At 65.8% G+C, this 19,534-nt stretch carries 20 protein-coding genes; 6 read left to right on the plus strand and 14 right to left on the minus strand.

Annotated features, from left to right (window positions below; genetic code table 11):
* Positions 1-117: 117 nt before the first annotated feature.
* The 4 genes from ABIC50_RS06925 to ABIC50_RS06940 form a co-directional block, all read right to left on the minus strand.
* Entirely contained in the window at positions 118-582 is a 465-nt protein-coding gene (locus tag ABIC50_RS06925; RefSeq protein ID WP_354162595.1) for an Lrp/AsnC family transcriptional regulator, read from the minus strand.
* A 101-nt stretch (positions 583-683) separates the two neighbouring features.
* Positions 684-1,442 (minus strand): dimethylarginine dimethylaminohydrolase family protein, encoded by a 759-nt coding sequence (locus ABIC50_RS06930; RefSeq protein WP_354162598.1) that lies wholly within the window; start codon positions 1,440-1,442, stop codon positions 684-686.
* A gap of 236 nt (positions 1,443-1,678) precedes the next feature.
* Positions 1,679-2,932, minus strand: coding sequence for a DUF1479 domain-containing protein (locus tag ABIC50_RS06935; protein ID WP_354162601.1), 1,254 nt, complete (start codon positions 2,930-2,932; stop codon positions 1,679-1,681).
* Between the two features lie 111 nt (positions 2,933-3,043).
* Positions 3,044-3,433 carry a VOC family protein gene (locus tag ABIC50_RS06940; RefSeq protein WP_354162604.1) on the minus strand — a complete coding sequence of 130 codons (390 nt, stop codon included), beginning with the start codon at positions 3,431-3,433 and terminating at the stop codon, positions 3,044-3,046.
* 71 nt (positions 3,434-3,504) lie between these two features.
* Between ABIC50_RS06940 and ABIC50_RS06945 the strand changes: the two genes are divergently transcribed.
* Positions 3,505-4,488 carry a helix-turn-helix domain-containing protein gene (locus ABIC50_RS06945; protein WP_354162606.1) on the plus strand — a complete coding sequence of 328 codons (984 nt, stop codon included), beginning with the start codon at positions 3,505-3,507 and terminating at the stop codon, positions 4,486-4,488.
* 90 nt (positions 4,489-4,578) lie between these two features.
* Here ABIC50_RS06945 and gltA read toward each other — a convergent pair whose 3' ends face one another.
* From gltA to ABIC50_RS06980, 7 genes are all read right to left on the minus strand, one after another.
* Positions 4,579-5,880, minus strand: a complete 1,302-nt coding sequence (gltA, locus tag ABIC50_RS06950; RefSeq protein ID WP_011658354.1) for a citrate synthase — start codon at positions 5,878-5,880, stop codon at positions 4,579-4,581.
* A gap of 66 nt (positions 5,881-5,946) precedes the next feature.
* Positions 5,947-6,219, minus strand: coding sequence for an FAD assembly factor SdhE (locus ABIC50_RS06955; RefSeq protein WP_011658353.1), 273 nt, complete (start codon positions 6,217-6,219; stop codon positions 5,947-5,949).
* Positions 6,220-6,225: 6 nt separating this feature from the next.
* A complete protein-coding gene (locus ABIC50_RS06960; RefSeq protein ID WP_011658352.1) occupies positions 6,226-6,927 on the minus strand; it encodes a succinate dehydrogenase iron-sulfur subunit in 702 nt (233 codons plus the stop codon).
* Between the two features lie 21 nt (positions 6,928-6,948).
* Positions 6,949-8,724 carry a succinate dehydrogenase flavoprotein subunit gene (gene sdhA, locus ABIC50_RS06965; RefSeq protein ID WP_006754980.1) on the minus strand — a complete coding sequence of 592 codons (1,776 nt, stop codon included), beginning with the start codon at positions 8,722-8,724 and terminating at the stop codon, positions 6,949-6,951.
* A 3-nt stretch (positions 8,725-8,727) separates the two neighbouring features.
* Positions 8,728-9,096, minus strand: coding sequence for a succinate dehydrogenase, hydrophobic membrane anchor protein (sdhD, locus tag ABIC50_RS06970; RefSeq protein WP_175655080.1), 369 nt, complete (start codon positions 9,094-9,096; stop codon positions 8,728-8,730).
* Between the two features lie 4 nt (positions 9,097-9,100).
* Positions 9,101-9,517 carry a succinate dehydrogenase, cytochrome b556 subunit gene (gene sdhC / locus ABIC50_RS06975; protein WP_012365678.1) on the minus strand — a complete coding sequence of 139 codons (417 nt, stop codon included), beginning with the start codon at positions 9,515-9,517 and terminating at the stop codon, positions 9,101-9,103.
* Positions 9,518-9,686: 169 nt separating this feature from the next.
* The gene (locus ABIC50_RS06980) at positions 9,687-10,511 is read right to left on the minus strand and encodes a GntR family transcriptional regulator (RefSeq protein WP_011658350.1); all 825 of its coding nucleotides are present in this window, start codon (positions 10,509-10,511) and stop codon (positions 9,687-9,689) included.
* A gap of 288 nt (positions 10,512-10,799) precedes the next feature.
* Here ABIC50_RS06980 and ABIC50_RS06985 point away from each other — a divergent pair, with 288 nt between their 5' ends.
* The 5 genes from ABIC50_RS06985 to acnA all read left to right on the plus strand — a co-directional run bounded on the left by ABIC50_RS06985 (position 10,800) and on the right by acnA (position 17,948).
* Positions 10,800-11,786: a malate dehydrogenase gene (locus ABIC50_RS06985; RefSeq protein ID WP_006754984.1), complete on the plus strand. Its 987-nt coding sequence runs from the start codon at positions 10,800-10,802 to the stop codon at positions 11,784-11,786.
* Between the two features lie 186 nt (positions 11,787-11,972).
* On the plus strand, positions 11,973-12,977 hold the full coding sequence (locus ABIC50_RS06990; protein WP_175663119.1) for an HpcH/HpaI aldolase/citrate lyase family protein: 1,005 nt from the start codon (positions 11,973-11,975) through the stop codon (positions 12,975-12,977).
* 223 nt (positions 12,978-13,200) lie between these two features.
* Positions 13,201-13,710 carry a hypothetical protein gene (locus tag ABIC50_RS06995; protein WP_175667925.1) on the plus strand — a complete coding sequence of 170 codons (510 nt, stop codon included), beginning with the start codon at positions 13,201-13,203 and terminating at the stop codon, positions 13,708-13,710.
* A gap of 23 nt (positions 13,711-13,733) precedes the next feature.
* Positions 13,734-15,185 carry a bifunctional 2-methylcitrate dehydratase/aconitate hydratase gene (locus ABIC50_RS07000; protein ID WP_354162609.1) on the plus strand — a complete coding sequence of 484 codons (1,452 nt, stop codon included), beginning with the start codon at positions 13,734-13,736 and terminating at the stop codon, positions 15,183-15,185.
* 45 nt (positions 15,186-15,230) lie between these two features.
* Positions 15,231-17,948: an aconitate hydratase AcnA gene (gene acnA / locus ABIC50_RS07005; RefSeq protein WP_175659551.1), complete on the plus strand. Its 2,718-nt coding sequence runs from the start codon at positions 15,231-15,233 to the stop codon at positions 17,946-17,948.
* Positions 17,949-18,091: 143 nt separating this feature from the next.
* Here the strand turns inward: acnA and ABIC50_RS07010 are convergent, their stop codons facing one another.
* From ABIC50_RS07010 to ABIC50_RS07020, 3 genes are read right to left on the minus strand one after another with little or no spacing between them, the layout of a single operon-like run.
* Entirely contained in the window at positions 18,092-18,532 is a 441-nt protein-coding gene (locus tag ABIC50_RS07010; protein WP_175663122.1) for a DUF1801 domain-containing protein, read from the minus strand.
* Positions 18,529-18,960, minus strand: a complete 432-nt coding sequence (locus ABIC50_RS07015) for an SRPBCC family protein (RefSeq protein ID WP_354162612.1) — start codon at positions 18,958-18,960, stop codon at positions 18,529-18,531. The genes ABIC50_RS07010 and ABIC50_RS07015 overlap by 4 nt, the downstream gene beginning before the upstream one ends.
* A complete protein-coding gene (locus tag ABIC50_RS07020; protein ID WP_105831397.1) occupies positions 18,957-19,280 on the minus strand; it encodes an ArsR/SmtB family transcription factor in 324 nt (107 codons plus the stop codon). Before ABIC50_RS07020 ends, ABIC50_RS07015 begins: the two co-directional genes overlap by 4 nt.
* Between the last annotated feature and the right edge of the window lie 254 nt (positions 19,281-19,534).

A 19,534-nucleotide genomic window follows, 5' to 3' on the forward strand; every position in this document is an offset into this window, starting at 1 on the left:
CGGGCCGCTCGAATTGATTCGGAATACCAATCGATCGGCCCGGTTATTCGCTTCGAGAACCGGTTCTGGCCGCCGGGCCGCTCGTTCGATGCCGGCGGCCCGACGCGCACTGCCGCGTCAGACGATGCTGCGCTTGATCGCCTGCAGCTCGGCGGTCGTCACGATCTTCTCGATCCGGAACCGCGGGCTTTCCAGCCACACGTTCGCGATCCGCCGGTATTCGTCGAGATCCTCGCACGCGAGCCGCACGAGAAAATCGAACGTGCCGCTGACGAGCCAGCAGTCGACCACGGCAGGATTGGTCCGCATTTCTTCTTCGAACGGGGCCTGCGAACGCCCGTGATCGGCCAGCACGATCTGCGCGATCACGACGATCGGCTTGGTCGCGCGCGGCGCCTTGATCACCGCGCGGTAGCCTTCGATCACGCCGAGCGCCTCGAGCCGCTCCACGCGCGCCTGACACGGACGCGGCGTGAGGTTCACGAGCTCCGACAGCTTGCGGTACGAAATCCGTCCGTCGGTACGCAGGATGTCGAGGATCCGGAGGTCGATCTTGTCGAGCTGCATCTTCTTGTCGGTCATCCGCGTTCGCTCCGGTCGGGTCGTGGCTGGTGCGCGGAGCGTCTCCTCCGTTTCCGCGCGGGGGCCACATTATCGGGCCGAAGCGGCCGCGCGCCAATCGGCTAGAACCGCAGCGACAGGCAGGTCAGGCCGCCGTCCATCTTGCGGAACTCGCTCGTGTCGATCACGTGCAGCGGCAGCCCGAGCGAGCCGATCGCGTCGTGCACGCGCGGATAGCCGGCCGGCGTGATCAGCGTGCCGTTCACGCGCAGCGTGTTGCCCGCGTATTCGTCGGCGGCCGAGATCGCGATCCGGCGATAGTCGGCGAACGCCGGATGCGCGGCCAGCGCCTCGGTCACGAGCAGCGTGTCGTCGCCGAGCGCGTTGACGACCGACTTCAGATGCAGGCCCGCGGCGACGGGTACCGCGACGACCGAATAGCCGAAGCGCGACACCAGCGATTCGAACGCGGCGATGCCTTCGGCGTCGGTGCGGCCCGTGAGGCCGATGTAGAAGCGCTTGCCGACCAGCATCACGTCGCCGCCGTCGAGACGGCCTGTCTGCATCGGCAGCAGGTCGCGATGCGCGCCGAGCGCGGCTTCGATGTGCACCGTCTCGCCGCGCCGCGCAGGCGCGCCGGGACGCGTGATCACCGCGAATTCGGGCGTCACGACCGCGACGTCCTCGACGAAATGCGCATCGGGGAATGCGTCGAGCGGCGGCAGCTCGGTCAGCTCGACGCCGAGCCCGCGGAGCGCGTCGCAGTATGCGTGGAATTGCGTGAGCGTCTTGTCGTAGTCGGGCGCGCCGAGCGTGGCGGTGGTAAGACCCGCGCCACAGGACGGCGCGGGACGGCGAACGATCGCTTGCGTGAATTGCATCGACTCCTCCATGGTCACGCTGCCCCCGTGCGGTGCACGGGGCGGCTGCGTTGTGTCCGGACCATTATCGGAAGCCAATTTGCGCAATTCGCGTCGATTTCGGGCACGCCCGCAGCCGATCGCGTCGAATTGAACGCGGAACGCAGCGGATTCGGCAGACGGTCGGCGGAAGCGGCGCGGTCGACCGATTTCACGTGCCGGAGCGGCCGCGGCGGCCGATGTTGCTGCCGCATCCGTCATGCAGCGAGCGGCCCGAACCCCATTTGCGCACGGCCAAGCGCCGTAAGGTCGCCCTCGCCGCCCCGGCCGTCGAATTCGACCTCGAAATGATCGGCCGGGAAATCCGGCGGGCTGTCGCCGCGCAGGAACGCGAGCCGCTGGCGCTGCAGGTACGCGTCGTTCTTCGCGCAGCCGGGCGCGGCCGCGATGTACATCACGTTGCTGTCGCCGCTGCCGCGATGCGCATCCTCGACCGCGTGCACGACGTCGCCGTGCCAGAACACCGCATCGCCCGGCTCCATGTGCGGAATCGGCACCAGCGCGTCGAGCAGCAACGCATGCCATTCGGGCAGGATCGACAGCGCGCGGCCCGGACGCGCGCCGCACAGGTCGTCGTCGGCGACGTCGTCCTGCAGCGCGCGCAGCACGACGTACGCCATCGCGTTCGCCACCGGAATCAGCTGCAGCGTGCCGTCGCCGGGCCCCTGCGGCGTCAGCGCGGTCCAGCCCTGGAACGTGCGGAACATCGAACATACGGCCGGCGACGGAATCTCCTCCACATCGGGACGAAACGCGGCGTCGAACGGATCGTAATCGCGCCACTGGCCGCGCAGTACGTGGCGATAGACCTGCCGGAAATTCGCGCCGAGCCAGCGTTCGACCGAGCCGCCGTCGACATGCGGCGACAGCCCGAGCGACGTGGAGCCCGGCGGCCGGCGGCGGATCCGGTCCGCGTAGGCCGGCACCCGGTCGGGATCGAAGTGCGTGCGCTGGCCGTCCGCATGCCGCCACAGGCGGTTCATGAACACACGTGCCTGCGTGAGCGCCGGCGACTGGCGCGCGGCCACCTGCGGCTTCGACCAGTAGACGCCGTAGATTTGCGGCTTGCCCGACGCGAGGTTGCCGAAGTAGCGATCCTCGGCACGCGCCTCCAGCCGCTCGGCGAAGCGATTCGCCTCCAGGTAGGCGCCGATCTCGTCATTCCAGTCACGCGCCTGCGCCGCGTCGAACACGCCGCGAATCACCGCCGCACCGTGCGTGCGGATCGCGGCGATCGCCTGCGGATCGACGGTGCCGTTCGCGATATCCGCGAACCGCAGCACCGGAATCACGTCATGGCCGTGCGCGTGCGCACGGCGGATCGCGTCGACCTGCCGCGCGATATCGCCCTCCAGCTCGCGGAACGTGGCCGCGTATCCGGGCAGGTCGGCGCGCAGCGCCCTTTTCGCCGCGCGGATCGCGGCCGGCAAATCGTCGATCGTCAGGTGCATCGCTGTCTCCTCGTGGAATCGTGTCGTGACGAGTGCTCAGCGTACGGCCGACGCACGGTTGCGATCGACACTATCCAGCCAACAATCGATACAATCCTGACAACCGGCGCGCTACTCGGGACGATGGCTGACCACACACAGCTTGTTGCCGTCCGGATCGCGGAAATACGCGCCGTAGTAGTCGCGGTGATAGTGCGGCCGCAGGCCCGGCTGCCCTTCGCAGGTGCCGCCGTGCTGCAGCGCAAGCGCATGGCAGCGGTCGACCTGCGCCCGCGTTTGCGCGTCGAACGCGATCGTATGGCCATTGCCCGGTTCCGGCGCGCGGCCGTCGAGCGGCCGGCCGAAGAAGAACAGCGGCCGGTCGACGTCGGCCGGCATCCAGCCCGACCAGCCGTCCGGTTCGCTGAATTTGAGACGCAGGCCGAGTTCCGCGAACAGCGGCGCGTAGAAGTCGTACGCGCGCGCGGTATCGCGCACGCCCACGCAAACATGTGAAAACATGGCATCGCTCCGTCGTGAAGATCGATCACGATCATGCCACGGCGCGGTGCCGCGCTCGACGGGAGGTCGCGATGAAACCGCAGTACGAGCATGTGGCGTTCGCCCCCGGCTGTTCGATCCGCGTGTACCACCGCCAGCTCGCGCGCATTCCGTTCGAATGGCATCGTCATCCCGAGTACGAACTGACGCTGACACTGAACAGCCGCGGCCGACGCTTCGTCGGCGATCACGTCGCCCGCTACACGGACGACGACCTGGTGCTCGTGCCGCCCAACCTGCCGCATACGTGGTCGTCGAACGCGCGCATCGATCGCGACGCGCCGGAAGTCGCGCTCGTCGTCTGGTTCGACGGCGACTGGGCGCGGCGCGTGGCCGACTGCTGTCCCGAGTACGCGCCGCTGCGCTCGCTGCTGCGGCGCGCGGCGCCCGGCCTCGCTTTCGACGCCGCGACGGCCCGCGCGATGCGCGAGCGACTGCCGCGGCTGCTCGACCCGTCGCCGCGCGTACGCCTCGCGGCCGCGCTCGACACGCTCGCCGACCTCGCGGAAGCCGGCGGCGAGCCGCTCGCCACCGCGCAGGCCTACGAGCGGGCCGACGCAGCGACGTCATCGGCCGACTCGGCCGCGCCCGAAGCCGAGCGCCTCGATCGCGTGCTCGATGCGATCGACCGGCACTTCCACGAGCCACTGCGCATCGACGCGCTGGCCGCGGTCGCACACATGTCCGAGCGCACGCTGCAGCGGCTGTTCGTGCGGCACCTCGGCGAAAGCGTCGGCCGCTACGTGCAGCGGCTGCGACTTGCGCATGCGTGCCGCCACCTGGTCGGCACCGACTGGCCGATCGCGACGGTGGCCGCACGCTGCGGCATTCCGAACGCCGCGAACTTCAACCGCCAGTTCCTCGCCGCGCGCGGGATGACACCCGGCGCTTACCGGCAGTTCTTCGCGCAGCACGGCCACGCGCCCGACGCCGACGCGCCGCCGCTCGACACGCGGCCGCCGTCGCTGGAACGCGGGACCGGGCCTGGCCATGGCCAACGCCGGCCGCGCAAATGAAAACACCCCGGTGGGATGACCCACCGGGGTGTCGGGGCGTTGCGATTGCCGGACGCGAGCGGCCTGACGGCCGTTCGCGCCGCGCACGACTTAACGTGCGTTGATCGGCTTCGCTTCGCGCGGCGCGTCGCCGATGAACAGCTGACGCGGACGGCCGATCTTCTGCTCCGGATCCGCAATCATTTCGTTCCACTGTGCGATCCAGCCGACCGTACGTGCCATCGCGAAGATACACGTGAACATCGACGTCGGGATGCCCAGCGCGCGCTGAACGATGCCCGAGTAGAAGTCGACGTTCGGGTACAGCTTGCGCGACACGAAGTATTCGTCTTCCAGCGCGATCTTCTCGAGCTGCATCGCGAGCTTGAACAGCGGGTCGTCGTGCAGGCCCAGTTCGTTCAGCACTTCGTAGCACGTCTCGCGCATCAGCTTCGCACGCGGGTCGTAGTTCTTGTACACGCGGTGGCCGAAGCCCATCAGCTTCACGCCCGAATTCTTGTCCTTCACCTGCTTGATGAATTCGGGGATGTTGTCCGGCGAACCGATCTGCTCGAGCATGTTCAGCGCGGCTTCGTTCGCACCACCGTGCGCCGGGCCCCACAGACATGCGATACCGGCAGCGATACACGCGAACGGGTTCGCGCCCGACGAGCCGGCCAGGCGGACCGTCGACGTCGATGCGTTCTGTTCGTGATCGGCGTGCAGGATCAGGATACGGTCGAGTGCGCGCACGAGCACGTCGTTGACCTTGTACTCTTCGCACGGGTTCGAGAACATCATGTGCATGAAGTTCGCGCTGTACGACAGTTCGTTCTTCGGATAAACGAACGGCTGGCCGATGCTGAACTTGTACGCCATCGCGACGAGCGTCGGCAGCTTCGCGATCATGCGGATCGCCGATACTTCACGGTGACGCGGATCGTTGATGTCGAGCGAGTCGTGGTAGAACGCCGACAGCGCGCCGACGGCCGCCACCAGCACCGCCATCGGGTGCGCGTCGCGACGGAAGCCACGGAAGAAGAAGTGCATCTGCTCGTGCACCATCGTGTGCTTCGTGACGGTATCGACGAATTCCTTCTTTTGCGCGGCGTTCGGCAGCTCGCCCTTCAGCAGCAGGTAGCAGGTCTCAAGGAAGTCGGCGTTCTGCGCGAGGTTGTCGATCGGGTAGCCGCGGTACAGCAGTTCGCCCTTGTCGCCGTCGATGTACGTGATCGCCGAATTACAAGCTGCCGTCGACATGAAGCCCGGGTCGTAAGTGAACTTGCCGGTCTGGCCGTACAGCTTGCGGATGTCGATTACGTCCGGGCCCATCGTCCCCTTGTAGATCGGCATTTCGACGCTCGGCGAGTTGTCGCTGAACGATAGCGTGGCTTTAACATCAGACGGAGTCATGGCACATCCTCAATCGAAATAAAGAAACGGGATTCGATAACGGGCACAACGCGCTACACCTTGGCGTTACACGTTGCGCAGCATCTCCAACAGCCTGTGAATTTCCGGGCTGTCTAGGTCGCCCTCTGGTTCCTTGCGCGCGAGGAGCAAGTCCATCAGGTCGTTGTCGCTCAGATCGAGCAGGCGCGACAACGCGCCTACGTCTGCATCGGTGAGGTCATGCTCGTATCTGCTGAAGAAACGCTCGAAGATGATGTCGTTTTCCAGCAGACCCCGCCGCGCGCGCCAGCGAAGGCGCGCGCGACGGTGCGGGTCGGATTGATGCGAATCGTCGCTCATCAAACTTTAAACCGCGCGGCGAACCATCAGTTCCTTGATCTTGCCGATCGCCTTCGTCGGGTTGAGGCCCTTCGGGCAAACGTCGACGCAGTTCATGATCGTGTGGCAACGGAACAGACGGTACGGGTCTTCCAGGTTGTCGAGACGCTCGCCGGTGGCCGTGTCGCGACTATCCGCGATGAAGCGGTAAGCCTGCAGCAGGCCGGCCGGGCCGACGAACTTGTCCGGGTTCCACCAGAAGCTCGGGCACGACGTCGAGCAGCTCGCGCACAGAATGCACTCGTACACGCCGTCGAGCTCGTCGCGCTCTTCCGGCGACTGGAGGCGTTCCTTCTCCGGCGGCGGCGCGTCGTTGATCAGGTACGGCTTGATCGAGTGATACTGGTTGAAGAAGTGCGTCATGTCGACGATCAGGTCGCGCACGACGGGCAGGCCCGGCAGCGGGCGCAGCACGATCTTCTGCGGCAGGTCGTTCAGGTTCGTCAGGCACGCGAGACCGTTCTTGCCGTTGATGTTCATCGCGTCCGAACCGCACACGCCTTCACGGCACGAACGGCGGAACGACAGCGTCTCGTCCACTGCCTTCAGCTTGACCAGTGCGTCGAGCAGCATGCGCTCATGCTGGATCTCGAGCTCGTACGTCTGCATGCGCGGCGCCGCGTCCTTGTCCGGATCGTAGCGGTAGACTTCAAAAATGCGTTTTGCCATTTCGGATTCCTTTGACTCGGCTTAGAACGTGCGCGGCTTCGGCGGCACGGATTCGACCGTCAGCGGCTTCATTTGAACCGGCTTGTAGTCGAGGCGATCGCCTTCGCTGTACCACAGCGTGTGGCGCAGCCAGTTGTCGTCGTCGCGGTGTTCGTAGTCGCTGTGCGCGTGTGCGCCACGGCTTTCCTTGCGCGCTTCCGCCGACACCATCGTCGCACGCGCCACTTCGATCAGGTTCTCCAGCTCGAGCGCTTCGACGCGCGCGGTGTTGAACACTTTCGACTTGTCCTTCAGATGGATGCTTTCCACGCGTGCCGCGAGGCCGGCCATCTGCTCGACGCCTTCCTTCAGCAGCGCCGACGTGCGGAACACGCCTGCATGCTTCTGCATCGTCGCGCGGATGTCGTTCGCGACGTCCTGCGTGTATTCGCCCGACGACGACTTGTCGAGCTTGTTCAGACGCGCCAGCGAGAACTCGCCTGCATCGGCCGGCAGCGGCTTGTGTTCCTTCTGGTTCTTCACGTGCTCGACGATGTGGTTGCCGGCCGCACGGCCGAACACCACGAGGTCCAGCAGCGAGTTCGTGCCGAGGCGGTTCGCGCCGTGCACGGACACGCACGAGCATTCGCCCACTGCGTAGAAGCCGTTGACCGGTTCCTTGTGATCGCGCGACGTGCCGACGACCTGACCATGGATGTTGGTCGGGATGCCGCCCATCTGGTAGTGGATCGTCGGGACGACCGGGATCGGTTCCTTGATCGCGTCGACGTTCGCGAACTTCAGCGCGATTTCGCGGATCGACGGCAGACGCTTCATGATCGTCTCGGCGCCGATGTGCGACAGGTCAAGCAGCACGTGGTCCTTGTTCGGACCGACGCCGCGGCCTTCCTTGATTTCCTGGTCCATCGAACGCGACACGAAGTCACGCGGCGCCAGATCCTTCAGCGTCGGTGCGTAGCGTTCCATGAAGCGCTCGCCGTTCGCGTTGCGCAGGATACCGCCTTCGCCGCGCACGCCTTCGGTGATCAGCACGCCCGCGCCGGCCACGCCGGTCGGGTGGAACTGCCAGAACTCCATGTCCTGCAGCGCGATGCCCGAACGCGCGGCCATGCCGAGGCCGTCGCCGGTGTTGATGAACGCGTTGGTGGACGCCGCGAAGATCCGGCCTGCGCCGCCCGTCGCGAACAGCGTCGTCTTGCCTTCCATGATGTAGACGTCGCCCGTCTCCATCTCGAGGGCCGTCACGCCGAGCACGTCGCCGTCCGCATCGCGGATCAGGTCGAGCGCCATCCATTCGACGAAGAACTGCGTCTTCGCTTCGACGTTCTGCTGGTACAGCGTGTGCAGCAGCGCGTGACCGGTACGGTCGGCGGCCGCGCAAGCGCGCTGGACCGGCTTCTCGCCGTAGTTCGCGGTGTGGCCGCCGAACGGACGCTGGTAGATCGTGCCGTCCGCGTTACGGTCGAACGGCATGCCGAAGTGTTCCAGCTCGTACACGACGTTCGGTGCTTCGCGGCACATGAACTCGATCGCGTCCTGGTCGCCGAGCCAGTCGGAACCCTTGATCGTGTCGTAGAAGTGGAAGTGCCAGTTGTCTTCGCTCATGTTGCCGAGCGACGCGCCGATGCCGCCCTGTGCGGCCACCGTGTGCGAACGGGTCGGGAACACCTTCGACAGCACGCCGACCGACAGGCCCGCGCGCGACAGTTGCAGCGCTGCGCGCAAGCCCGAGCCGCCCGCGCCGACGATCACCACGTCGAACTTGCGGCGCGGCAGGGAAGTTTTGATTGCAGCCATTCTTTACACTCTCCAGAGAATCTGCGCGGCGTAGCCCGCACATGCGAGCAGCCAGACGATGGTCAGCGATTGCAGCAGCAGGCGCACACCGACGGGCTTCACGTAGTCCATCCAGATGTCGCGCACGCCAACCCATGCGTGGTAGAAGAGGGAAAGCAGCATCACGAAGGTCGCGAGCTTCATCCATTGCGCGGAGAAGATCGACGCCCAGCCTTCGTACGAGAAATCATGCGCGCCGAAGAACAGCGCGAGCAGAATGACCGTGTAGACTGCCATGATCGTGGCGGTGACGCGCTGCGCGAGCCAGTCGCGCAGGCCGTAGTGAGCGCCGACGACGAGGCGCTTCGAGCCGATTCGGTTATTGGCTGCCATTTTCTTAGAATGCTCCGAACAGTTTGAGTGCCATGGCGATCGTCAGCGCGATCGAGACGACAAAGACGACGACGGCCGTCCGCTTGCCGCCTTCCTTCGAGACGGCGTCGTGGTTGACGTCCATCAGCAGGTGGCGAATGCCGGCGCAGAAATGGTGGAGGAACGCCCACGACAGCGCGAGGACGATCAGCTTGACGACGATGTTGGAGAGGAAAGCCTTGAAGACTTCGAAGCTGAGCTCGGAGGTGAGGCTCTGGTCGAAGAGGAACAGCAGGAACGGCAGGAACAGGAACAGCAGCGCGCCGCTGACTCGGTGGAGAATCGACAATATCGCAGCCAGAGGCATGCGGTATTTCAACGTGATGTCGCCGATTCCGATGTTCCGGTATTCCGGCCTCGGCTTTCTTACTGCGTCAGTCATGCTAGACCCCTACTATGTTGTCACACTAATCCGCGATTTTAGCGCCTTTTTATATCGCGCTGCAGCGAAAGTCTGCTCTGGATAGTTGCGCGAACACGAACAAAGGCGGCCCAAAACGTGCTTCGCGTGCATGGGGAACGCGAATGCACCCGGCCCGAGCCGAACACCGTCAACTCAAGTCATTCTGATAGTAGTACCCGGTTGTGACATACCAGCCGCGCCGCACTTCCACCGGCCGGTCACCGTATGTGTAGGACACGCGCTCGACCGACAGCAACGGAAAACCCGCCGGCACGTGCAGCAGGTCGGCCACCGCCGGCTCCGCCGCGACCGCGCGGATCTTCTCCGTCGCGCGGATCATCCGCGTGCCGAACTCCGTCTCGAACATCGCGTAGAGCGGCCCCTTGTACTCGCTCAACCGCTCGAACGTGAGCCCGCGGAACATCGTGCCGGGGAGCCAGATCTCGTCGAGCACCGTCACTTCGCTATCGAACTCCAGCAGGCGCCGCACCTGCACGACCGGGTCGGCCGGCTTCAGGTCGAGCTGCCGCGCGATCTCGGCCGGCGCGCGCAGGCGCCGGCACTCGAGCAGCCGGCTCACGTGCGGATGCTCGGCACCGTCGTCGGCCAGCAGCCGCAGGAAGCGGAACTGCGCGCGATCCTCGTTGTGCGTCGCAACAAACGTCCCCTTGCCCTGCCGCCGGACCACGAGGTTTTCGGCGGCCAGTTCGTCGATCGCCTTGCGAACGGTGCCTTGGCTGACCTTGTAGCGGGCCGCGAGCTCCACTTCGCTCGGGATGATCTCGCCCGGCTTCCATTCACCGGATTCGAGGCTCTGAGTGATCAATGACTTGATCTGCTGGTATAACGGGCTGAAGGTCGGGGACGGCGAAGCGGCAGGCGCCGGCGCGGAATCGCCCGCGCCCGGCTGCCCTGGGCCGCCTGCGCCGGTTGGATTCGCGTTGTTCGCCTGGTTCGATGTCATGGCGCGCATTTCATCACAAACCGCGCTTTTTCGTCCACTCAAATTCCGCAAAACATCTGTCTTATATAAGACATATGATACCGTTTGACTTTGGGCCAGCCGGCTCCTACACTCCGGGGCGAGCAAGGGTTCGCGGGTGCAAAATGCGTCCCCGGCTACGTGCCACGGCCGTCTCCAGGTTCACCGCGTGTGCCATTCGCGAGTCCTCCGCCCTGCTTCAATGCAACGCTACGCGTAACGCGCATAGAATGGCGTTTTGCCTAGCGTCCAACGCTTCACCCGTCCTGGAGATTTTCAATGGCTAAGCCCGCAAAGCGCGTTGCCGTCACCGGCGCCGCAGGTCAAATCGCATATTCCCTGCTGTTCCGCATCGCGAACGGCGACCTGCTCGGCAAGGACCAGCCGGTCATCCTGCAACTGCTCGACCTCCCGCAAGCCCAAGCCGCCGTCAAAGGCGTCGTGATGGAGCTCGACGATTGCGCGTTCCCGCTGCTTGCGGGCGTCGTGATCACCGACGATCCGAAGGTTGCATTCAAGGATGCAGACGTCGCGCTGCTGGTCGGCGCACGTCCGCGCTCGAAGGGCATGGAGCGCAAGGACCTGCTGTCGGCGAACGCCGAGATCTTCACGGTCCAGGGCGCCGCGCTGAACGAAGTCGCGAGCCGCGACGTGAAGGTGCTGGTCGTCGGCAACCCGGCGAACACCAACGCGTACATCGCCATGAAGTCGGCGCCGGACCTGCCGAAGAAGAACTTCACCGCCATGCTGCGCCTCGACCACAACCGCGCGCTGTCGCAGCTCGCCGCGAAGTCGGGCAAGCCGGTCGCATCGATCGAGAAGCTCGCCGTGTGGGGCAACCACTCGCCGACGATGTACCCCGACTTCCGCTTCGCGACCGCCGAAGGCGAGTCGCTGCTGAAGCTGATCAACGACGACGTGTGGAACCGCGACACGTTCATCCCGACCGTCGGCAAGCGCGGCGCGGCGATCATCGAAGCGCGCGGCCTGTCGTCGGCCGCGTCGGCAGCGAACGCGGCGATCGACCACGTGCGTGACTGGGTCCTCGGCACGAACGGCAAGTGGGTCACGATGGGCATCCCGTCGGACGGCTCGTACGGCATCCCCGAAGACATCATCTACGGCGTGCCGGTCGTGTGCGAAAACGGCGAGTACAAGCGTGTCGAAGGCCTGGAAATCGACGCGTTCTCGCGCGAGAAGATGGACGGCACGCTGGCCGAGCTGCTCGAAGAGCGCGACGGCGTCGCCCACCTGCTGAAGAACTAAGCAGGCTGCATGATGGCCGGGCCGCCTCCGGGCGGGCCGGTCACGGCACGGGCGGCGGGCCGGCAGCCGGCCCCGCCGCCCGATCCGATCCGCGCACGTTTTGCCGCTCACGCGCCCCGCGCGCCGGCCCAGAACGTGCCCGAATCCGATTTTCTCCACGTTGCCCGCTTTCTTGACGTAGAAGAGATGTCCGCGCTCACTCCTGCACAAGTGCTGTACGACGGGGCGTCGCCGCCCGCGATCCTGCCCTGCTGCGATCACTACGCGGGCAGCGAGAAGCTGATGCGCAAGTCGCTCGCGCTCCAGGCCGAACTCGGCCCCGTGTTCGACATCACGCTCGACTGCGAGGACGGCGCGGCCGTCGGCCAGGAAGCCGCGCACGCGCAGCTCGTCGCCGAGCTCCTCGGCAGCGCCGAGAACCGCTTCGGGCGGGTCGGCGTCCGCATCCACGACTTTTCCCATCCCCATTGGCGCGACGACGTGCGCATCGTGCTGCGCGCCGCGCGCGCACCGGCCTACGTCACGCTGCCGAAGATCGCGAGCGCCGCCGACGCGGCCGAGATGGTCGCGTTCATCGAAGGCACGCGCCGCGAGCTCGGCCTCGCGCAGCCGATTCCCGTCGACGTGCTGGTCGAGACGCACGGCGCGCTCGCGCAGGCGGCCGCCCTCGCCGCGCTGCCGCTGGTCGGCACGCTGAGCTTCGGGCTGATGGACTTCGTGTCCGCGCATCACGGCGCGATTCCCGATGCGGCGATGCGCTCGCCCGGCCAGTTCGATCACCCGCTCGTGCGCCGCGCGAAGCTGGAAATCGCCGCGGCCTGCCACGCGCACGGCAAGACACCGTCACACAATGTCACAACCGAGGTGCGCGACATGGCAGTCGTCGCCGGCGACGCCCTCCGCGCACGCGACGAATTCGCATTCACGCGGATGTGGAGCATCCATCCCGCGCAGATCCGCCCGATCGTCGACGCATTCGCGCCGCGCACCGATGAAGTCGCACTGGCCGCCGAGATCCTGCTGGCCGCGCAGGCTGCCGACTGGGGCCCGACGCGCCACGGCGATACGCTGCACGACCGCGCGAGCTACCGCTATTACTGGTCGGTACTGCGCCGCGCGCGGGCGACCGGCCAGCCGGTGCCGGCCGAGGCCGCGCCGCTGTTCGGCCCGGCCGCCGGAGACGCGCGGTGAGCGCGCGCCGACACACGAATTTCATCGAATCGCCGGGGCGTGAACCCGACACAGGTTTGCGAAACGACAAAAAACGTAACGGAGCCCGAAAACCTGAAATTTGCGCGGCCAAATAGGTGAAAATAGCGGCCGCTGCGCGCTTCCGGGGCGCGTGCAGTTTCAAACCGGCCGGCGGTTTCGATTGCCGGCCCTTGTCAACTGATAATCGAAAGGTTCTGACTCCATGAAGAAACTCCTGATCGCTACCGCCATCGGCGCGTTGTCCGCCACGATGCTGGTGTCGGCTCCGAGCGCGTTCGCCCAGGGTACGGCGACGACCGCGAAGAAGACGGCCAAGCGCCCGGCGCCGGCCAAGCGCATCATCCCGCGCAGCAAGAAGGCTCAGGCGCGCGCGGCTGCCAAGGTCGATACGGTGCCGGAAGGCGCGGTCAAGTGGTCCTGTAAGGAAGGTCTGTCGTTCGACCTCGCCGGCGACATGAAGCGCGACCAGCTCGTCACGGTTCACTGGGCGAAGCGGAACTACAAGCTGCCGCGCGAAGCCACGACGACGGGCGCCGACACGTTCTACGATCCGGCAGCCGGCCTGAAGCTGGTCGTGATCCCGACCAAGGCGATGCTGTTCTCCGACGCAAACGGCGGCGAGCGCCTCGCGGACGAATGCGTGACGCCGGAAATGGCGCAAGGCACCGCGGCACCGACGCAGTCGAACGAGCTGAAGCCGGCAACGAACTAAGCGCGTTCCTCCCCGGCCCCTCGATGTCCGCCCCGGTCTCCAACGTCCGCCCTGCTCCGGATACGGTACTCGTCGATATCGTCGACTACGTGCTGAACACCGGCATCGACAGCGCGCTCGCGCTGGAGACGGCGCGTCATTGCCTGATCGACACGCTCGGATGCGGACTCGAGGCGCTGTCCTATCCCGCCTGCACCAAGCTGCTCGGCCCCGTCGTGCCCGGCACGATCGTGCCGAACGGCGCGAAGGTGCCCGGCACGTCCTTCCAGCTCGATCCCGTCCAGGCCGCGTTCGACATCGGCGCGATGATCCGCTGGCTGGACTTCAACGACACCTGGCTCGCCGCCGAATGGGGTCATCCGTCCGACAATCTCGGCGGGATCCTGGCGACGGCCGACTGGCTGTCCCGCACGGCCGTCGCGGCCGGCAGGAAGCCGCTTGCGATGCGCGACGTGCTCGTCGCGATGATCCAGGCCCACGAGATCCAGGGCTGCCTCGCCCTCGAGAATTCTTTCAACGCCGTCGGGCTCGACCACGTGCTGCTCGTGAAGGTCGCGTCGACGGCCGTCGTGGGCCGCCTGCTCGGGCTCACGCGCGACGAGCTGATCAACGCGGTGTCCAACGCATTCGTCGACGGTCAAGCGCTGCGCACCTACCGCCACGCGCCGAACACCGGTTCGCGCAAGTCATGGGCGGCCGGCGACGCGACGTCCCGCGCGGTGCGCCTCGCGCTGATCGCGAAAACGGGTGAAATGGGCTACCCGTCGGCGCTCACCGCAAAAACGTGGGGCTTCTACGACGTGCTGTTCGACGGGCAGCCGTTCCGCTTCCAGCGCCCGTACGGCACGTACGTGATGGAGAACGTGCTGTTCAAGATCGCGTTCCCGGCCGAATTCCACGCGCAGACGGCCGCCGAAGCCGCGCTGCAGTTGCACGCCCAGCTCGCCGCGACGGGCCGCACGACCGACGACATCCGCCGGATCACGATCCGCACGCACGCGGCCGCGCTGCGCATCATCGACAAGCAGGGCCCGCTCGCCAATCCGGCCGATCGCGATCACTGCATCCAGTACATGGTCGCCGTGCCGCTGCTGTTCGGCCGGCTGACCGCGGCCGATTACGAAGACGCGGTCGCCGCCGATCCGCGCATCGACGCGCTGCGCGCGAAAACCGTGTGCGTCGAGGATCCACAATTCACGAAGGATTACCATGACCCGGCCAAGCGATCGATCGCGAATGCGCTGACGATCGAATTCGCGGACGGGTCGAAGCTTGCCGAAGCGGCGATCGAATACCCGCTCGGCCACCGGCGCCGCCGCGCGGAAGGCATCCCGCTGCTGGTCGAGAAGTTCAGGACCAACCTCGCCCGCCGCTTTCCGGCCAAGCAGCAACAAGCGATTCTCGACGTGTCGCTGGACCAGGCAAAGCTCGAAGCAATGCCGGTCGATGAATACGTCGACTTGTATGTGATATAGCCGCAGGACTCTTTGTTTCCTAGCCTTAAACCCAGGAAAATCACCATGGCCCACAATCTCCACAAGACCCTCAAGGAATTCGACAGCGGTTCCGGCAAAGGCAAGTTCTACTCGCTGCCGCAGCTCGGCAAGGAACTGAAGACGAAGATCGAGCGCCTGCCGGTGTCGATCCGTATCGTGCTCGAGTCCGTGCTGCGCAACTACGACGGCAAGAAGATCACCGAGGAGCACATCGAGCAGCTGGCGAACTGGAAGCCGACCGCGAAGCGCGTCGACGAGATTCCGTTCGTGGTGTCGCGCGTCGTGCTGCAGGACTTCACGGGCGTCCCGCTGCTCGCCGACATCGCGGCCATGCGCGGCGTCGCCGAGCGTTCGGGCAAGAACCCGAAGAAGATCGAGCCGCTGGTGCCGGTCGATCTCGTCGTCGACCACTCGGTCCAGATCGACTATTTCCGCCAGAAGGACGCGCTCGACCTGAACATGAAGCTGGAATTCCAGCGCAACAACGAACGCTACCAGTTCATGAAGTGGGGCATGCAGGCGTTCGACACGTTCAAGGTCGTGCCGCCGGGCGTCGGCATCGTCCACCAGGTGAACCTCGAGTATCTCGCGCGCGGCGTCCACAAGAAGGCGAACGGCGGCGACACCGTGTACTACCCGGACACCCTCGTCGGCACGGACAGCCACACGACGATGATCAACGGCATCGGCGTGGTCGGCTGGGGCGTGGGCGGCATCGAGGCCGAAGCCGGCATGCTCGGCCAGCCGGTGTACTTCCTGACGCCGGACGTCGTCGGCGTCGAGCTGAAGGGCAAGCTGCGCGAAGGCGTGACGGCCACCGACCTGGTGCTGACGATCACCGAAATGCTGCGCAAGGAGAAGGTCGTCGGCAAGTTCGTCGAGTTCTTCGGCGAAGGCACGAAGTCGCTGTCGCTGCCGGACCGCGCGACGATCGGCAACATGGCGCCGGAATACGGCGCGACGATGGGCTTCTTCCCGGTCGACGAAAAGACCATCGACTACTTCGAAGGCACGGGCCGCACGAAAGCGGAAATCGCCGCGTTCGAGAACTACTTCAAGGCCCAGAACCTGTTCGGCATTCCGCAGGCCGGCGACATCGACTACACGAAGACGGTGACGCTCGACCTCGCGACGGTCGCCCCGTCGCTCGCAGGCCCGAAGCGCCCGCAGGACCGCATCGAGATCGGCAACGTCAAGTCGACGTTCACCGACCTGTTCTCGAAGCCGGTCGCGGAAAACGGCTTCGCGAAGAAGGCGGAAGAACTGAACACGCAGTACACGACGAGCAACGGCGTCGACGTGAAGAACGGCGACGTGCTGATCGCAGCGATCACGTCGTGCACGAACACGTCGAACCCGAGCGTGCTGCTGGCTGCCGGCCTGCTCGCGAAGAAGGCGGTCGAGGCCGGCCTCACGGTCGATCCGAAGATCAAGACCTCGCTCGCGCCGGGATCGCGCATCGTCACCGAGTACCTGACGAAGACGGGCCTGCTGCCCTACCTGTCGAAGCTCGGCTTCGAAGTCGCGGCCTATGGCTGCACGACCTGTATCGGCAACGCGGGCGACCTGACGCCGGAGCTGAACGAAGCGATCACGAAGAACGACATCGTCGCGGCGGCCGTGCTGTCGGGCAACCGTAACTTCGAAGCGCGTATCCACCCGAACATCCGCGCGAACTTCCTCGCGTCGCCGCCGCTCGTCGTCGCCTACGCGATCGCCGGCAACATCACGCGCGACCTGATGACCGAGCCGGTCGGCAAGGGCAAGGACGGTTACGACATCTACCTCGGCGACATCTGGCCGACGAGCGAGGAAATCCACGCGCTGCTCAAGTTCGCGCTCGACCCGAAGAAGTTCGAGGACAACTACTCGAAGCTGACCAAGAAGGGCGACCTGTGGAGCAAGATCGAGGGCGAAACGGGCCAGGTCTACGACTGGCCGAAGTCGACCTACATCGCGGAGCCGCCGTTCTTCGGCAACGACTTCTCGATGGAGCCGGCCGATTCGATCCCGACGGTCAAGGGTGCACGCGCACTGGGCATCTTCGGTGACTCGGTCACGACCGACCACATCAGCCCGGCAGGCTCGATCAAGGAAGACTCGCCGGCAGGCAAGTGGCTGAAGGAGAACGGCGTGCAGAAGGCCGACTTCAACAGCTACGGCTCGCGCCGCGGCAACCACGACGTGATGATGCGCGGCACGTTCGCGAACGTCCGGATCAAGAACCTGATGATCCCGGTGAAGGCAGACGGCTCGCGCGTCGAAGGCGGCCTGACGATCCACCAGCCGAGCGGCGACCAGCTGTCGATCTACGACGCCGCGATGCGCTACGTCGACGCCGACACGCCGACCGTCGTGTTCGCGGGCGAAGAGTACGGCACGGGCTCGTCGCGCGACTGGGCCGCGAAGGGCACGCAACTGCTCGGCGTGAAGGCCGTGATCGCACGCAGCTTCGAGCGCATCCACCGCTCGAACCTGGTCGGCATGGGCGTGCTGCCGCTGCAGTTCAAGGGTGCGGACAGCGTCCAGTCGCTCGGCATCACCGGCGAAGAGACCTACGACATCGAAGGTCTCGGCGACGACTTCAAGCCGCAGCAGGACGTCACGCTCGTGATTCACCGCAAGAACGGCGAAACGCAGCGCGTGCCGGTGCTGCTGCGCATCGATACGCCGATCGAAGTCGACTACTACAAGCACGGCGGTATCCTGCCGTTCGTGCTGCGCTCGCTGCTGGCAGCGTAAGCGTCCTGCTTTTGCAGGTGCCGCAGCCGCCTCGCGGCGGTTGCGGCCGATTTGAATGCCCGACCTCGTGTCGGGCTTTTTTTCGCCTGCCGATCGGCGGCGGGAAGGCGGCGGCCGGGCCGTGCGCCCGGTGCGCCGGTGCGTCAGGCGGCCTTGTCGGCTCGCGCCTTCGCGCCGGCGCCGGTGCGCGCGTTCTTCTTCAGGTGCGCGCGGTTGTAGTCGATCGCCGCGCGAACGAGGCGCTTCAGCCCCCGCTTGTCGAGCTTGTCGCCTTCGAGCCAATCGATCGAGCGGCGCGCATTGCCGTCGAGGCCCCCATTGAACAGCCCGTCGGGATCGGGCAGGTGCGCGCCGTGCATGAAGGTCAGCTTCACCTTGCCCTTGTGCGCGTTCGCGACCGCGATCATCCCGTCGCATTCCCACACGGGGCTGCCCATCCATTTCCATTCCTCGACGATGCCGTCGTCGACGGCGAGGATCGTCTCGCGCACCTCGGCGAACGTCTTGCCGCGCCAGTCGGCGATGCCCGCGATCAGCGCGTCGATACGGGCGGACGGCGGGAGACCCGGGTCGGATGCGCTCATGCCCGGCCCTCCCCGTCTTCATCGGCACGCGCGAGCACCTGTTCGAGCGAGTCGAAGAACCGCACCCAGCCTTGCTGCGCACCGCGGTATGCCTGTTCCTGATCGGCGCGGAAGCCGGCCTGCTCCATGCGCAACAGCGTGCCGCCCGGCGTCGGCGTGAGCGTCCATGTGACGACGCTTTCCAGGCCATACGCGGCCCACGTGTAGGACAGCACGCGCTCCGGTTCGATCGTCAGCAACGTGCAGTCGACCGAACCCCAGTCCGCGTGAAAGCTGAACGCGCGGCCCGCGACGGGCTCGAAATCGCTCTTCATCAGCCACGCCTCGATCAGGTGCGGTTGCGTGAGCGCACGCCAGATCTTCTCCGGCGAATGCGACAGTTCCCGTTCGACGACGACGGTGCGTGTTTCGGAAGTGGGCTGGTTCATTGATCCATCCTGTTGAGCAGATCTTCGAGAGCGTCGAACCGGTTCTGCCAGAAGCCTGCCATCTGGCTGGTCCAGTCGATCAACGGAGTCAGCGCCTGCGGCTGCGCGCTGTAGTGCGTCTGCCGGCCCGCGTGACGGTCGCTGACGAGCCCGGCCTGCTTCAGTACACCCAGATGCTTCGATACCGCCGGCTGCGACACGCCTGCATGGGCCGTCAGCGCGGCCACCGTCAGCTCGCCCTCCTCGCACAGCCGCTCGAAGAGCGCGCGGCGTGTCGGATCGGCAAGCGTCCTGAACAGCATGTCGTGAGTGTTTTGCATGTTTCAATCAATAACTCGATGGTTATGGATTGAAGGATAGCCGCGCAATGGTGCGCGTCAAGGAGGAATTTCGCGGAGGGCGTCGTGCGATCCGTTCGCGTGGGTGTTCGTCGCGGCGAGCCGAACAGCGGCGTACCGGCGCGCGACGGACTAAGAGCGCGCGTCGCCACATGAATTCGAGCCCTTCCTCTAATCGGCACACCCGGCTCGAGAACCGAAAGCACGCTGCAAGACTCGGCAACGCGCTGTTCCAC

The sequence above is a fragment of the Burkholderia sp. 567 genome (assembly GCF_040545115.1).
Lineage (GTDB): Bacteria > Pseudomonadota > Gammaproteobacteria > Burkholderiales > Burkholderiaceae > Burkholderia > Burkholderia ambifaria.